Source organism: Gemmatimonas sp. (assembly GCF_041689975.1).
Classification (GTDB): Bacteria; Gemmatimonadota; Gemmatimonadetes; order Gemmatimonadales; family Gemmatimonadaceae; genus Gemmatimonas.
In genome coordinates this window covers 1-15,594 of sequence record NZ_JBDNFF010000266.1, presented here as the reverse complement: position 1 = coordinate 15,594, position 15,594 = coordinate 1, and the positions used below count along the sequence as shown (strand labels likewise).

At 63.5% G+C, this 15,594-nt stretch carries 14 protein-coding genes; 7 read left to right on the top strand and 7 right to left on the bottom strand.

From position 1 onward, the window contains the following. Both ACESNG_RS16700 and ACESNG_RS16695 read left to right on the top strand, forming a co-directional pair. A partial coding sequence (locus tag ACESNG_RS16700; protein WP_373069861.1) for a S41 family peptidase occupies positions 1–2,513 on the top strand: 2,513 nt, incomplete at its 5' end. A gap of 144 nt (positions 2,514–2,657) precedes the next feature. Next, a complete protein-coding gene (locus tag ACESNG_RS16695) occupies positions 2,658–5,309 on the top strand; it encodes a DUF5916 domain-containing protein (RefSeq protein WP_373069859.1) in 2,652 nt (883 codons plus the stop codon). Between the two features lie 196 nt (positions 5,310–5,505). Here the strand turns inward: ACESNG_RS16695 and ACESNG_RS16690 are convergent, their stop codons facing one another. Further along, on the bottom strand, positions 5,506–5,721 hold the full coding sequence (locus ACESNG_RS16690; RefSeq protein ID WP_373069857.1) for a PEP-CTERM sorting domain-containing protein: 216 nt from the start codon (positions 5,719–5,721) through the stop codon (positions 5,506–5,508). An 879-nt stretch (positions 5,722–6,600) separates the two neighbouring features. Between ACESNG_RS16690 and ACESNG_RS16685 the strand changes: the two genes are divergently transcribed. The 3 genes from ACESNG_RS16685 to ACESNG_RS16675 are packed head-to-tail and all read left to right on the top strand — an operon-like array spanning position 6,601 to position 10,639. Next, entirely contained in the window at positions 6,601–6,828 is a 228-nt protein-coding gene (locus ACESNG_RS16685; protein WP_373063473.1) for a hypothetical protein, read from the top strand. A gap of 5 nt (positions 6,829–6,833) precedes the next feature. Beyond that, on the top strand, positions 6,834–9,344 hold the full coding sequence (locus ACESNG_RS16680; RefSeq protein ID WP_373063471.1) for an excinuclease ABC subunit A: 2,511 nt from the start codon (positions 6,834–6,836) through the stop codon (positions 9,342–9,344). Positions 9,345–9,397: 53 nt separating this feature from the next. After that, positions 9,398–10,639, top strand: coding sequence for a peptidoglycan DD-metalloendopeptidase family protein (locus tag ACESNG_RS16675; protein ID WP_373069855.1), 1,242 nt, complete (start codon positions 9,398–9,400; stop codon positions 10,637–10,639). A 160-nt stretch (positions 10,640–10,799) separates the two neighbouring features. Here ACESNG_RS16675 and ACESNG_RS16670 read toward each other — a convergent pair whose 3' ends face one another. After that, on the bottom strand, positions 10,800–10,940 hold the full coding sequence (locus ACESNG_RS16670; RefSeq protein WP_373069853.1) for a hypothetical protein: 141 nt from the start codon (positions 10,938–10,940) through the stop codon (positions 10,800–10,802). Positions 10,941–11,682: 742 nt separating this feature from the next. On the opposite strand from ACESNG_RS16670, the gene ACESNG_RS16665 reads away from it, so the two are divergent. Both ACESNG_RS16665 and ACESNG_RS16660 read left to right on the top strand, forming a co-directional pair. Then, positions 11,683–12,666, top strand: coding sequence for a calcium/sodium antiporter (locus ACESNG_RS16665; protein ID WP_373069851.1), 984 nt, complete (start codon positions 11,683–11,685; stop codon positions 12,664–12,666). Continuing rightward, positions 12,629–12,847: a universal stress protein gene (locus ACESNG_RS16660; RefSeq protein ID WP_373069849.1), complete on the top strand. Its 219-nt coding sequence runs from the start codon at positions 12,629–12,631 to the stop codon at positions 12,845–12,847. Before ACESNG_RS16665 ends, ACESNG_RS16660 begins: the two co-directional genes overlap by 38 nt. A gap of 19 nt (positions 12,848–12,866) precedes the next feature. Here ACESNG_RS16660 and mnhG read toward each other — a convergent pair whose 3' ends face one another. From mnhG to ACESNG_RS16635, 5 genes are all read right to left on the bottom strand, one after another. Further along, positions 12,867–13,220: a monovalent cation/H(+) antiporter subunit G gene (gene mnhG / locus ACESNG_RS16655; RefSeq protein ID WP_373069847.1), complete on the bottom strand. Its 354-nt coding sequence runs from the start codon at positions 13,218–13,220 to the stop codon at positions 12,867–12,869. Further along, entirely contained in the window at positions 13,213–13,485 is a 273-nt protein-coding gene (locus ACESNG_RS16650; RefSeq protein WP_373062992.1) for a monovalent cation/H+ antiporter complex subunit F, read from the bottom strand. Before ACESNG_RS16650 ends, mnhG begins: the two co-directional genes overlap by 8 nt. After that, positions 13,482–13,817, bottom strand: a complete 336-nt coding sequence (locus ACESNG_RS16645; RefSeq protein ID WP_373062994.1) for a Na+/H+ antiporter subunit E — start codon at positions 13,815–13,817, stop codon at positions 13,482–13,484. The genes ACESNG_RS16650 and ACESNG_RS16645 overlap by 4 nt, the downstream gene beginning before the upstream one ends. Further along, positions 13,814–15,304 (bottom strand): proton-conducting transporter membrane subunit, encoded by a 1,491-nt coding sequence (locus ACESNG_RS16640; RefSeq protein ID WP_373062996.1) that lies wholly within the window; start codon positions 15,302–15,304, stop codon positions 13,814–13,816. Before ACESNG_RS16640 ends, ACESNG_RS16645 begins: the two co-directional genes overlap by 4 nt. Continuing rightward, a partial coding sequence (locus tag ACESNG_RS16635) for an NADH-quinone oxidoreductase subunit K (protein ID WP_373069845.1) occupies positions 15,301–15,594 on the bottom strand: 294 nt, incomplete at its 5' end. The genes ACESNG_RS16640 and ACESNG_RS16635, both read right to left, overlap by 4 nt.

Genomic DNA, 15,594 nt, shown 5'->3' with positions numbered 1-15,594 from the left:
CGTCCATCTCTCCCGATGGACGACACCTGATCTACGAAAATGACTTCGACTTGTGGGTGATGGACGCGCCGGACGGAGCGCCGCGAAAGCTCAACCTGCGCGTCTCCGCCGACGCGAAGGAGAACGACATCAGCACCGTCAGGTCGACCAACCGTGCCGATGGCTTCGCGCCGTCGCCCACAGGTGATTACGTGGCGGTGGACGTGCATGGCGAGATCATGATCGTGCCCACCGAAAGCGGAATCGGCGAGCGTACACAAGTCACGTCGTCGCCGTGGCGGGAGCGGTTCCAGAGCTATTCGCCCGACGGTCGCCGTATGGCGTACGTGTCCGACGAATCTGGCGACGAGGAAGTGTGGGTGTACGAGCTCGCGAGCGGTCAGCGCCGGAAGCTCACCGCGCAGCCGTCGGTGAAGGCCGATCTCACCTGGGCGCCGAACTCACAGAAGCTCGCCTACACCGGTAACAATCGCCTGTGGGAAGTAGATGCCGCCGGTCGTGCCGCGCGCGAACTCGCGTTCAATCAGGCTGGTGGTTTCACCGTGGGACAGTACAGTGCCGACGGCAACTGGATCACGTACACCAAGCGCGACGACGACCAGAATGCCGATGTGTTCGTGTTCGATGTACGAGCAGCCAAGGAGACCAATGTCACGCGCAATCCGTTCAACGATGCGAATGGCGTGATCACGCCCGACGGCAAGCATGTGCTGTTCACGTCGAACCGTGCGGAGGCAACGTCTCAACTGTTCATCGTATCGTTGGCGCGGCTCACCGAGAATCCGAGTGATCCGCTGGTGCGCGAACGCGCACGCCGGGTGACGAACGCGGCGAGTGGTGGCAACGCTGCTGACGGTGGTGCTGGTGGCAACGGTGGCACTGGCGGCAACAGCGGCGCGCGCGCCGACACGGCCGTCGCAGCGCTGAACGTGGTGATCGACCCGGCGCGTATCGAGCAGCGCGCGATGCAGCTCACGCGGGGCAGCACGCCGGTGGGCGCGTACTTCCTGTCGCGCGACGGCCGTACGATCTATTTCACAGTGGGCGGTGGTGGCGGCGGTGGCGGTCAGCAGCCGGCGGTCGATCCCGAGAGCCCCAATGTGGGTCTCTTTGCCATGGGCATCGATGGCCTGAACCGCCGTCGTATTGCCGGTGGTCTCTATCCGCAGCTTACGCCCACGGCCGACCGTCGTGCGGTATTTTTTCGCCGCGCCGCTCGCAGCGCGGAAGGTGGCGACACGCCGGCACCGGGTTTCGAGATATCAAAGCTGGTACTCGCCACGCCGCAGCGCGCCGAGCCGGTGAACTTCTCGGTGGAGGTGATGGTGGACCATCGCGCCGAGCGTGAGCAGCTGTTCGAAGAGTCGTGGCGGGTGATGAAGTACCGTTTCTACGATGAGAAGATGCACGGGCGCGACTGGGATGCGATCAAGACCCGGTACAAGCCGCTGCTGCGCTACGTGAGTACGAACGAAGACGTGTACGATCTCGCCAACGAAATGATCGGTGAGCTGAACGCGTCGCACACCGGCGTGAACGGACCGCCGTCGCGTGTGATGCCGCGCGTGTATACCACGCGCTATCTGGGTTTCGAGCTCGAGCCGAGTGATGCCGGGCGGTACCGCGTGGGGCACGTGTATCGCAATGGTCCGGCCGACAAGGAGTGGCTGAACATTACCGCGGGCGACTACGTGCTCGCGGTGAATGGCCAGGAGCTAAAAAGCGGTGAGAACTACGAGCGCCTGCTCTCCACCGCGATCAACGAGTTTGTACCGGTGAAGCTGGCGAAATCGGCGAGCGGTGAAGGAGCGCGGACGGTGCGCATCGCCACCGTGGCCTCGCTCACCGACATCAAGTACGAGGAGTGGGTGGCCACGCGGCGGGAGCAGGTGGAGAAGGAGACGAACGGCGATATCGCGTATGTCCACATCCGCTCCATGGACCAGCCCTCGCTCACGCGCTTCCGCAACGAGATCGACCAGTTCTCGAACAAGAAGGGCATCATCGTCGACATTCGCTACAACGGTGGCGGCAACATCGATCAGGAGCTGATCGATATCCTCGAGCGGCAGCCGTACCAATTCTGGAATCAGCGCACCGGGTCGCGCTCGTGGGGGCGTCGTCCTCGTCAGGCGATCGCGGGCCCGAAGGTCATGATGATCAACGCGCGCTCCGGCTCCGACAGCGAGGTCACACCGTTGGCGTTCCGGCAGCTCGGGCTCGGCCGCATTGTGGGCAATCCCACCGCCGCCGCAGTGATCGCGACCGGGAGCTACTCGCTGATCAACGGCGGCACCATTCGCACGCCGGGTTCCTTGGTGGTTACCTACGATCCCACGAAGCCGAACAACTACGGCGTGAACCTCGAGAATCTCGGAGTGCCGCCCGACGTGTGGGTGAAGAACTCGCCCAACGACGAAGTGCAGAAGATCGACCGTGAGCTCAAGGCCGCCATCGAGGAGGCGATGCGGATGCTGAAGGCCGCGCAAAACAAGATTTCCAGCCAGAACTGATCGGCGCGTCCACAAACGTTCCCTCCCGTTGCGACGTGACACAGCTGGAACACGGTTCAGACCTTTGGTGCCGTGCCATTGTGGCACAGTCGGCATCGCGGAAATGCGTGGGTAGGTAGGCCGGTGCGTTGCTAGTTTTCGCACATGCCGATCCTGTTTTCCAGCGCGCTGCCAAGCATTCTCGCCGTCGCCTTCGCCGTCCAATCGCCATCCTCTCGCGCCGACACCCTCCCGCGTCCCCGACTCGACGTGCTTCGCATCACGGAGCCGGTCACCATCGACGGGCGTCTCGACGAACCCGTGTGGCAACGTGCCGCGGCCGCGACCGACTGGGTGCAATCGCAGCCACAGGCCGGCCGCCCGGCCTCGGAACGCAGTGAGGCGCGCGTCGCTATCGACGGGCAGAACATCTACGTGGGGATTCGGCTCTACGACCGTCGTCCCGACTCCATCGGTGTGCAACTCGCGCGACGCGATGTGGACGACACCTATACCGACCGCGTGTGGGTGGGCTTTGACAGCTACGGTGATCGCCGAACGGCGTTCGCGTTCGCCGTCAGCCCACTCGGCGTGCAAAGCGACGGCTACGGATTCAACGACAATGAGTTCGACCCGCAGTGGGACGCGGTGTGGCAGTCGCAGGCACGCATCGATTCGCTCGGCTGGACGGCCGAGATGCGGATCCCGCTCTCGCAGCTCCGCTACACGGCGGGCGATTCTACGCGGGACTGGGGCGTACAGTTCATGCGGGAGATCGCGCGGCGCGGCGAGGAGTCGTACTGGAGTCCGCGCGACCCCACCGCACGTGGTGACGTTTCGCGCTATGGCGTACTCACCGGACTCGGTGCCATGAACGGTGCGCTTCCGCTGGAAGCTATTCCGTACGCGCGCAGCCAACTCAATACACGTCCGCCCGATCCCGGAAATCCGTTTCACGCCAATGCAAACGGCGAGATGGCATTCGGCGTCGACCTTCGGGCGCGGCTGCCGAAATCACTTTCCCTCACAGCCACCATAAATCCCGACTTCGGCCAGGTAGAGGCAGATCCCGCGGTGGTGAATCTCTCGGCGTTCGAGGTGTTCTTCCCCGAGCGACGGCCATTCTTCTTGGAGAACCTGGACGCGTTCCGATTCGGCGGAACGACGACATTCAATGACAACGATGCGCCGAACTTTTTCTACACGCGTCGGGTCGGACGCGCACCGCGCGGCGAACTCGGTGGTGACTTTTCCGATATCCCTGCGCAGACGCCTATTCTCGCAGCGTTCAAGTTGAGTGGCACGACGCCCAGTGGCTGGGCCATCGGATCCCTCAACGCGACCACCGCGCGCGAGGCAGGGCGCGCCATCGATATCGGCGGTCCGCTGCGGCGCGGCGTCGTGGAACCCCTCACGAACTCCCACGTGACGCGCGTGCGCCGTCTACTCCGCGGCGGCTATACCTCGATTGGAGGCTTCACGTCGTGGGTGGAACGCGAACGGGGAGACTCTGCGCTCGCGTCCTTGCTGCCGCAGCGTGCGATAGTGGGTGGACTCGATTTCGACCACGCGATCGGTGATCGCGCCTGGACGTTCTCCGGTGTGTTCGCACGGAGCAACGTGCGCGGCGAGGCGAGCGCGATAACACGGCTGCAACGGGCCAACTACCGTCTGCTGCAGCGACCCGACGCCACCCACCTCACGTATGACCCGACGCGGACGGCGTTGGATGGCGGCTACTACTCCCTCTCGGCGGCAAAAACGTCGGGACGACTCACCGGATCGATGACGGCTGAACAGCTCGATGCCGGTTTCGAAACCAACGACGTGGGATTCCAGCAACGCTCCGACCTGCGCTCGGTCAGTTCCGGCATCTTCTATCGGCAACCGCAGCAGACAGCGCGTTTTCAGTCATGGAGCACCGGTGCCTTCTCCACGGTGTCCTGGAACACTGCGGGGGACAATCTCGAGCGGCGGGTCGCGTCGTTCAATGAGGTGCAGTTCCGGAACTTCTGGGAGCTCTCGATAGAAGGCAACGTCGAGTCGGGCCGCTACAACGACCGATTGTTGCGTGGTGGACCCATGGCCACCCGCCCCGTGGCGGGGCGCATCGAAGTGTCGGTCTCCACCGATGAACGCCGTCCGCTCATCCTCGGCGTCGGCAGTGAGTGGTCTGGCAGTCGCGCGGGCAATCGCGGGCAGACGTTCGGCGTCGAGGTCGACTGGCGGCCGATATCGGCGCTCAGGATCCGCGTGGAGCCCGAGGTCGCTACCGCGACGGCCGTCGATCAATACGTGACCGTGGTGAATGGGGGGAGAGACGCCACGGGCGGCGCACGCTACGTGTTCGCCAACGTGGAACAGCGCGAGGCACGGCTCAACACGCGACTCGACTGGACGTTCTCACCTTACGTTTCCTTTCAGCTCTTCGTGCAGCCCTTCGCGAGTACCGGGTGGTTCTCGCGCTACAAGGAGTTTCTGCGGCCGCGCGACTTCGCGTTCGGCGTCTACGGCGAAGACCAAGGGACTATCACGCGCGCGAACGGCCAAGTGACGGTTGATCCCGACGCGGCCGGACCCGCGTCTACGTTCGGCTTCAGCGACCGCGACTACACGGCCCGTGAACTGCGGGGAAATGCGGTGCTGCGCTGGGAGCTGCGACCGGGCTCGACGGTGTTCCTGGTGTGGCAGCAGTCGAGGGAGTCGTTCGACAGTACCAACGATCCACGAAATCCTATCGGACAGCTCGGTGCGTTGTTCGATGCGCGGTCGCGAAACGTATTCCTGGTGAAACTCGCGTGGTGGCTCGGACGCTGACGTCGCATTCCTGCAAACCTCTCGTGTGCTGAGCGACGAGTCTGCTCGTCGCTTTTGAGGCGTGCTATATCCTTCGTGCACGCTGCGCATGCTCTACCGGTAGCCGTGTGATCTGAGGGCGGCCGTCGAGCAGTCGATGCGCAGGCGCAATGCCACCCAGAACAGTTATCGAGTGAGAATCAGCCGGTCGTCGGCGTCACGCCAGTGGCCGATTCCGGCGCGCCGCCACGGCTAATGCACCGAGCCCTGCCGCCATCACTATGTAAGTGGAAGGCTCGGGTACGGTGGTAACGCCTGACGTCGAAATGCTGGCAATGGTCCAGTTCGCGCCGCTGTTGATCGTTTGACTGTCCCACGCGCCTCCGAACGCGAACTGAATCGTGCTGCCCGCATGAAGGGTCGTGTTGAACACACTGTTACTCACCAGGCCGCTAATTAGTGCGTCGTGCCGTCATGCGGCGTACTGTACGTGCTTCTCGTGGAACAGTTCCTGAACGATCTGCGGTCACTTCCGGCAGCAGACGAGATGTCGGCGCACGGGAGCCATCATCTCGGCCTCAGCATCACGCAAAAGTCCGCCTTGTTCTCTGCCACGAACAGTTTCGCGAGACGCGAAGCACAGCAAAACTGATCGATACCAGCATCGCGCCGGCGGACGCGGGCGCGCCGAACCACCACTCCTGTGGTTGCGGTTCTTCGCGGGCCTTCGCGGGCCTTCGCGGGCCTTCGCGGGCCTTCGCGACCTTCGCGGACTTCGCGCGAACCGCGGTGCGTGCGGCGGCCTCGGAGCTGTCGGAGAGCCGGTTGGTTCGCGCGAAGCTCGCGGAGCACGCGAAGAGTCGCGACGCGCAGCAACACTGATCGAGACCGGCATCGCGCCGGCGGACCCGGGCGCGCCGAACCACAACTCCTGTGGTTACGGTGGTTCTGTGCGTGACGGTCCCGCGCGCCTCCGCGCAAACGACCGACATGCCGCGTCTCGCCGTTCAAGTCGAGACCAGACAAAACGACCCCATTCCCACAGCACATCGATGACGGACGCCGTTCCCATGCTAAAACGTTGGGATGTGACTGCAGACAACACCGAACTATTTACTGCACTGATCAGCAGTAGCATTTCTGTCATTAGAGTGACTTCGGTCACGACGTCTGGCAGGCGGTCACGTTCGTCGGCGGCAGCGACCGAGCGCTTGCCGCCGCGAAGGTCACCGGCGGTGGCATGAGAATCGCCTCACGCGGTATGTGTTGCCGTCGTGAAGTAATCGCATGATCCATCATCACAGGAGTCCGAGTGCCCGCTATCGTCTCGCAGCACCCTCCCATCACGCCAGAGCGGATCGACTTGCCCGCGCCCGACTTGCCCGCGCCCGACCAGATTCGGGAGATCGGTGAAGATCCAACAATACCGCCGACAATCATCGAGGAGCCTGAGCCGGCGCCGCGACAGCCCGATGAAGGAAACATCGACGACGATCCGCGAGAAGATCCTCCGACGCATGGCAGCGAAGGGTCACCGTAGTTCCGGTGAGCAGGGGGGCGATCGGACTCATCAGCGGACACGTGTCGGTGCGTGGTGCGCGCGAGCACAATCTTCGCAACATCGACGTCGATATTCCTCGCGATTCGCTTGTGGTCTTCACAGGCGTCTCGGGTTCCGGTAAATCGTCGTTGGTGTTCGCGACGTTGTACGCCGAAGCGCAGCGACGCTATCTCGAGTCGGTTGCACCGTACGCTCGTCGTCTCTTCGATCAGCTCGGCACGCCGGCGGTGGATTCGGTGGAGGGCATGCCGCCGGCCATCGCACTGCAGCAACGGCGAGGCACCGCGACACCACGATCGTCGGTTGGAAGCATCACCACGATCTCGAATCTCGTCCGCATGTTGTATTCGCGCGCCGGCGTCTACCCGGCTGGCGCGGATCCACTACCGGCCGATGCCTTCTCACGGAATTCGGTTGATGGAGCGTGCCCCACTTGTCGCGGTCAGGGCAGCGTACACACCGTGACGGAACGTTCGCTGGTCCCCGATCCGTCGCTCAGCATTCGTGAGGGCGCGATTACCGCGTGGCCGGTAGCGTGGCACGGACAGAATCTGCGCGACGTTTCTGTCACCCTGGGTTTTGACATTGATGCGCCGTTCAACAGCCTCAGCGCGGAAGACCGTCGGTGGCTGTTGTTCACAGAGGAACAGCCGCAGGTGCCGGTATACGCCGGCTTCAGCGCGAAAGAAGTCAAGCAGGCGATACGACGCAAGGATGAGCCCAGCTACATGGGCACGTTCACCAGTGCCAGGCGACATGTGTTGCACACGTTCGCCAACAGCAGCAGCGTACATCACCGACGTCGGGCGGCCGCACATCTCATCAGCCGCCAGTGCCGCTCGTGCGGCGGCAAACGCCTCCGGCGCGATGCCCTCGCGGTGACGTTTGCCGGTCTTGATATCGCAGAGTTTGTGCGCGTGCCGTTGCGCCGTCTGGTGCCGCTGCTCGATCAGAGTGCCGCGGCTGCCAGTTCCGTAACGGAAGACGAACATACTGTCGTCGTGAGTCGTATTCTGCCGGACATGCGCACGCGTCTCGAGACGCTGCTCGATCTCGGACTGGGCTATCTCACGTTGGAGCGTGAAGCACCCTCGCTTTCGCCCGGTGAGCTTCAGCGTCTGCGTCTGGCGACGCAGATTCGCTCGAATCTCTTCGGCGTGGTGTACGTGCTCGACGAACCATCGGCCGGCTTGCATCCCGCCGACACCGAATCACTGCTGCGCGCACTCGTCCGACTAAAAGCCGCCGGGAACTCGCTCTTTGTCGTCGAGCATGATCCCGATGTCATTCGTCGCGCCGACTGGATCGTGGACGTTGGGCCCGGCGCTGGCCAGTACGGTGGCCGCATTGTCTACAGCGGTCCGGTAAACGGCCTCAGCGAGGTAAGTGAGTCGGAAACGGCGAAGCATCTGTTCACGAGTTCAGTAGACACTTTTCGAGCCGTTCGCCGCGCCGAGTCGCATATCACGCTGCGCAACGTCTCATGCAATAATTTGCATGGTGTCACGGTGTCCTTTCCCGTGGGTCTGCTCACAACGGTGACTGGGGTGTCGGGTTCCGGGAAGTCCAGCCTGGTCAGTCAGGCGCTCACACAACTGCTGGGTGCAGTTGTGGGCCGAGAGGTAGCCGTCGCAGAGCTCGACGATGCGCTCACGGAAGCGTCGTTTACGGTGGTGCACGGCGCCGTCGAGTTTGATCAGGCACGGATCAAGCGACTCGTGCAGGTGGATCAGGCGCCGATCGGTCGGACGCCGCGCTCGAACCTGGCGACCTACACCGGACTCTTTGATGCAGTGCGACGATTGTTTGCGGAGACTCCGATGGCCAAAGCGCGTGGATACACCGCCGGACGATTTTCATTCAACGTCGCGAAGGGTCGGTGCGCACGGTGCGAGGGGCAGGGCGCAATATTCGTGGAGCTGCTCTTCCTTCCTGGTGTGTACTCACGTTGTCCGGACTGCGGCGGCTCGCGGTACAATACCAAGACGCTGGAGGTTCGCCTGCAGGGCAAGAGTATCGCCGAAGTCTTGCAGATGACGGTTGACGACGCGGCCAGCTTCTTCAGCGCGTACGAGCTGCTGTCCCGGACGCTCGACGTGCTGCGAGACGTGGGGCTCGGCTATCTCACACTGGGACAGCCGGCCACCGAACTGTCCGGGGGCGAAGCACAGCGCATCAAGCTCGCGCGTGAGCTGCGTCGCACGTCGCGCGGCACGACACTGTATGTGCTTGACGAGCCGACGACGGGGTTACATCCGTCCGATGTGCAGCGGTTACTCGCTCATCTGCATCAGCTCGTCGATGCGGGGAATACCGTGGTGATGGTGGAGCACGACATGCTGGCCGCGGCAAGCAGCGATTGGATCATCGATATGGGCCCCAAGGCTGGCGAGGAAGGCGGGAGAATCGTAGCGGCAGGCACGCCCGGGCACGTCGCGCACGAACGCAAAAGTCTTACGGCGCGGTATCTCGCGCGAGCACTCGACGTTTCGTGATGGCGCTCAGCCCACCGACGAGGCGTCGTGGCGTCTCGCGGGTATAAACCGTCATGCATCAAGACACTGTCAGTTGCCGGTCGGCTTTTACCCTTCCATTCGCCTTGGTGCTCGCGGTCGTGCTCCCGACCGCGTGCAGCCCCACGTCGACTTTTCGCTCCCTTGGCAGCAAACCGTCTACGCCGCACGAGCAGTACGCAAAGTCGCTGCGGGATGCGGGACTCGACCAGACGGGTATGGGACGCGAATGGCTGGCGGCGAGTGACAGCGCACTGCGTACGCCGCTCTCGGCCTCCCTCCCGGCGCGCGAGGTGGGGTGGTATGCGCGGGGAGAAGCGCGCGCGGTCGCCTACCAGGTCACGGTGCGCGGCGGACAACGTCTGCGCGCTACGCTGCGCGGAGACGGCCAGCGTGCACGCTATTTTCTCGACCTGTTCGAACGATCGGACGATACCACGGGCGCGTTCGTGCACCGCGTGAGCGCTGACTCCATCGCGGCGCCCGATAGTGCGGCGGCGTTGATGGCCCTCGAGTTCGAAGCGTCGCGCGAGCAACAGGTGGTGATACGCTTCCAGCCCGAACTGCTGCGTGGTGGCCGGTACGAACTCACGTTGCAGGTCGAACCCACGCTGGCCTTCCCGGTGGAAGGTCGTGGCAATGAGGCCATCCAGAGCTTTTATGGTGCGGGGCGCGATGGCGGGCGGCGCGAACATCATGGTATCGACATCTTCGCGCCACGCGGTACGCCGGCACTTGCCGCCACCGATGGCGTGGTACGCAGCACGGCTCCCAATACGCTCGGTGGCAACGTGGTGTGGCTCACCGATACGCGCCGGCGACAGACGTTGTATTACGCGCACCTCGACACACAGCTCGTACTAGAAGGACAGCAGGTGCGCGCCGGTGACACGCTCGGCCTGGTTGGTAACACCGGTAACGCCCGCACCACGCCGCCGCATCTGCATTTCGGCATCTACGTTTCGGGACAGGGCCCGGTGGATCCGCTGTTGTATGTGCGACGGCAAACGAGCGCGGTGCCCGAACTGGGTGCCGACACCGCCGTGCTGGGGCGCGCGGCCAGCACACGTTCGGCGGCCGTCACATTGCGCGCATCACCGAATGCCGGTGGCGATTCCATTCGTCGCGTAAGCCGCGAAACCCCGGTGCGTATCATGGGAGCGAGTGTTGGTTGGTTCCGGGTGCAACTCGATGACGGGACAGCAGGGTACATGACCTCCGCCTCGATACGCGTGATGCCGGCGCGTACCGACGGAGACGAATTACGGCGTCAGTGAGAGTCGATCCCTGCTTACCATCCGTTCGTGCCCGCCGTAGAGCGTCGCATGTTCGCGCAGCACGGTAAGGGTGTCGATGCCGGGCGTCTCGGCAAACGGTGGCCGCTCGCGTTTAATTAAGCGCCACATGCACTGCCCATCGCGCTGGGCGCGCGTGAGCCTATGCGAACAGCGCAAAAAGTACGAGAAAGATCAGCCCTTCCCACTGGGAGACGCGCTTGTCCTGCGTGAGGAGATAGTAGAGCAGGGCGCTGCCGGCCACGCAGGGGAGCGCGAAGTGAAGCAGCGCCGCGCCCTCCACGCGAGTGACGGCGCCGTCGCTTACAGATCGGTGAATAAATCTTGCTTGCCGAGTTCAATGTGCTCGGGTAACGCCGCACTGCAACAGGCCCCAGACTCAGCAGGCGGTTGGCGGTATTGGCGCCCAACACGCTGCCAGTCGCAGTGTCGATGGCGCCTGATGGCATTCGCCTTGCACGCAGCTTCGTCGAAGCTCCGTACCCTTCTGGTGCCGCCGCTCGCGGCACTTTTCGATCGTATTCCGGCGTTTCCTTGAGCGAGGGCGTTTCTCTGTTTCCCTCGCCGGTGTCGCATTCGGATGCTCTCCGATCGTTTTGGAAGTCATTGCCGCCGAGCATTCTGCAGGCGTCTGTTGTTTCGCTCGCGCGTTACGATCCGAGTTGCCGTTGCTGCTCTGTTCTGTGGGTTCCTGTTCGGATTCCCCACCTTCAGCGCCCTGCTTGCTGAGGCTGAAACTCGCCGCCGATCAAAACCTGATCTTGGACGCGGGCCTAGGCCGCACTGGGCATGACCCCCGGCACAGCGGCCTGCGCAGAGCGGGCGGGTTTAGGGCGCGGAGACCACATTCGACCCGGTTCGGACATGGCCGCTTCTGGTAAGTTCGTCTTGACAGGCTCCGATTCAACGAAAGGCTCCACGGCGCTAGAACGTGGCCTCGAATGCGTTGGGAAAACCGGTGACAGAAGAAGGGCACCAAACGAAGAGCTGACGGCCAAGCTCCCCACCAAGGGTTCTCTCACACCATGCTAGCGGATTCGCTGTTCCTGTTGCTGGGCCTTGTCCTGTTGATTGCAGGCGGTGACCTGTTGGTGCGCGGGGCCGTGAGGATAGCCGAAAGGCTGCGTCTGTCACCGATGTTGATCGGCCTGACAGTGGTCGGTATGGGCACCTCGATGCCTGAGCTGGCCGCCAGTGTGAAGGCCAGCCTCGCCGGATCTCCCGGCATTGCCATCGGTAATATCGTCGGATCGAACATCGCAAATGCTCTGCTCATCCTTGGGATAGCCACGCTGATCGCACCCATCGAGGTCAAGACGCGCGCCCTGTTGCGCGATGGTGGCGTTGGTATCTTGTCCGTTTTGGCGCTGTTAGCAGCCGGAGCGACCGTCGGCCTCTCCCGCGAGATCGGCATTGCTTTCCTGATCGCGATGGTGGGATACATCTACTACGCCTTTCGTCAGGAACGTGCGGAAGCATCCCCCAGCGCCGCGCAGGATCGCGCAGTGCCCAAGGAAAACATCGACCCGGCCTTGGTTCCGCCCGACCAACCGGGAGGCAGGCTTTCGACAGCCATTCTGCTGTTCCTCGCTGGTCTCGCACTGATCGTTGGCGGCGGCACTGTTCTGGTAAATGCAGCCATCGCCATGGCCAAAGTGCTTGGGGTGACCGAAGAAATCATCGGGCTGACGATCGTGGCGGTCGGCACGTCCTTCCCGGAACTGGTCACCTCGGCCGTCGCGGCCTATCGCAAGCAAGGGGACATTGCGCTGGGCAATGTGCTCGGATCCAATATCTACAATATCCTGTTCATCGGCGGCGTCACTGGCGCGGTCAGGCCCACGGTCGTGCCTGCCGGCATCATGGCGTTCGACCTCTGGTTCTTGCTGGCCGTGTCTGTGGTTGTCGTGCTGTTCGCCCTGTCCGGTGGTCGGTTGAGTCGAAAAGAAGGCCTTGTCCTCGTCGCAGGCTATGTCGCCTACAGCGCCTACACTGTCGGCCTGTTCTGATGGCCGGCGCGTCTGCTGTCTTCGACCTCCGCCCGCCGCCGCGCCTCGTTGTGCGGACCTGCTGGCAATGTCCACACATGGGCGTGGTGCAATTGGCCGCTTCCTGCTGGGGAGCGTAGCCGACAAGGTGCTGCGCACGTCGGTGATTCCCGTGCTCCTCAATGGTCTGGACGGGCACTGACAGCGGTCAGCGTCGGCGTTCAGTCGCTGTAAAGCGTGCTCCGATCCTCGCTGTACCGACCCTTCAGGTCGTCTGCCACGCTGCCATGCCACAGCGGCACACCGAGCAGATAGGCCGCGCGTCCGATCATGTGTGCGGCAACGGGGACCGTGAGGAAGACGAACAGTAGCACGAGCAAACATTTCGCGATCACCATCGCGGTGGGATAGGCGATCGCGACCCCGGCCAGCAGGCATCCGACACCAAGGCTGCTGGCCTTGGACGCAGAGTGCATACGGGTGTAGAGGTCAGGGAATCGCACCAAGCCAAGGGCCGCGATTCCCATGAACGCCGCCCCGACAAGCAGGAATGCAGCGGTGAGCAGCTCACTCATCGGACCGCGACCGTCGCTCGAGATAGCGGGCAAAGGCGATCGTCCCGAAGAAGCTGACGACGGCGATGACCGTGACCGTGTCGAGCAGTACCGGCTGCCGCGTCCGGATCACCGACGCCGTCAACATACCCGCGATGATCATGCTGATGAGGTCGAGTGCGACGACCCGGTCAGGCAGGCTCGGTCCCCGCACCAGCCGGTAAAAAGCCAGCAGGAGAGCCAGGGTGAGCGTGCTTATCACGATCGTGTTCACAGTCTGCATCATCGCATCAACTCCAGCACTCGTCGCTCGAGATTGCCCTTGATGTCGGCGCGCACCGCATCGGGGTCATCGCCGAAGAGCACGTGCACGTAGAGCACGCGGCGATCCGTCGAGACATCGATGCCCACCGTGCCGGGATTCATGGTGATGAGGTTCACGAGGAGGAGGATCTCGAGATCCGTCCGGGCATCGAGGGGGATGGCGAGCAGGGCGGGACGCATGTGGTGCGTCGGAGTGAGCGCATCGTACGCCACAAGCAGATTTGCGACCACCAGCTCGCGGAGGTAGAACGCGAGGAAGCGGATGAGGAGTGGAATCTTCGCGAGCTGCCTCATCGGGCTGTCCCGAGCACGGCGTCGAGGTACTGCCTACGATCGAGCAGCTGCATGGCGGCGCCGCTCGCGAGGTCGAGCAGGGTCCCTGGCATCACGCCGAGCAGCACGGTAAGCGTCGTCAACGCGATGATGGGGAGAAGCATGACGATCGGGACTGGAGCGCGCGTACCGCCGCCGGCGTCCGCAGGTGCCGCCTTCCAGAAAGCCTCGGCCCAGATCTTCGTCATCGAGTAGAGCGTGAGCATGCCCACGCCCAGCGCCACGGCGGCGGGGAGGAACGCGGCCGCCGTCAATGCAGCCTTGACCAGCGTGAACTTCGCAATGAACCCCGACAGCGGTGGGATGCCGGCCAACGCCAGCGCCGGAATCAGGAACAGCGCGGCCAGACGGGGCTCGTCGCGATAAAGACCGCCGAGCTCTCGCAGCTCAGAAGTGCCGCGGATATGCCGGATCGCACCGGCAACGAAGAAGAGGTTGGTCTTGGCAATGACGTTGTGCACGATGTAGAAAACCGATGCCGCCAGCGCCGCCTCGGTGCGCAGCCCGAGCCCGAGCGTCATGTAGCCGATCTGGCTGATGATGTGGAATGCGAGCAGCCGCCGGATGTCGTACTGCGCCGCCGCACCGAGTACGCCGGTGACCATCGTCAGCAGACTGGCCGTCACGATCAGCGGTGCCAGCACGAGCAGGTCCGCCGTGAACACGAGAGTCAGCACTCGGATCATCGCATAGACACCCACCTTCGTGAGCAGCCCGGCAAAAAGCGCCGTGACGGCGGCCGGTGGCGTGTGATACGAATCGGGAAGCCAGAAGAACAGCGGAAAGACGCCGGCCTTGATACCGAACGCGACCAGCATCAGCATCGCCGACGGGAGGCCGACGCCGGAGGGCTGCGACTCAAGCCGAATGGCCAGATCGGCCATGTTCAGCGTGCCGAACTGCCCGTACAGGATGCCAAGTGCGGTGAGAAACAGGCCCGAGGCGATGAAATTCAACGTGAGGTACTTCACCGCTCCTTCGATTTGCGGCCGCTCGCCGCCGAGGGCGAGCAGCACGAACGACGTCATGATGATCAGTTCGAACCAGACGAACAGATTGAAGAGATCCCCTGTGAGGAAGGCGCCGGCGACGCCCATCAGGAGGAAGTGCAGAAGTGGATGGAAGGCGAAGCGCTCGCGCTCGGGACCAATGTCCACGAGGGCGAACAGGCTCACGCAGAGTCCAACCAGCCCCGAGACCGTGACCATGATCGCGCTGAACAGGTCGGCGACGATTGTGATTCCGAACGGTGCGGGCCAGTGCCCGAGCTGCTGGACCTGGATGCCGCGGGTGTGCACGGCAGCCAGCAGCGCCGTGCCGACGGCGAGCTGGGCCGCCGCGCCGGCGACGCTGAGCGCGCGCTGCAACACCGACCGGCCGGCCGCCAGCAGCCCCGCGATCGCCGCACACAAGGGCACCAGAATTGGCACGACGACGAGCGTGCTCACTCCGGTGCATCCCTCCCCAGCCGGTCGAGATCGTCAGTCTGCATCGCGAGAAAACCGCGTCGCGTGAGGGCGAGTGCGAATGCCAGCATGCCGAAACTGATCACGATCGCCGTCAGGATCAGCGCCTGCGGCAGCGGATCAGCATATGGCGCAGGGACTGCCGTGGCACCAGGCGGCACGATCGGTGGCTGACCTCGGGTCAGCCCGGCCGCCGTGAAGATCAGCAGGTTCACGGCCTGAGTGAACAGCATCAGACCGAAGATCAGCTTCACCATGCTGCGTCTGAGCAT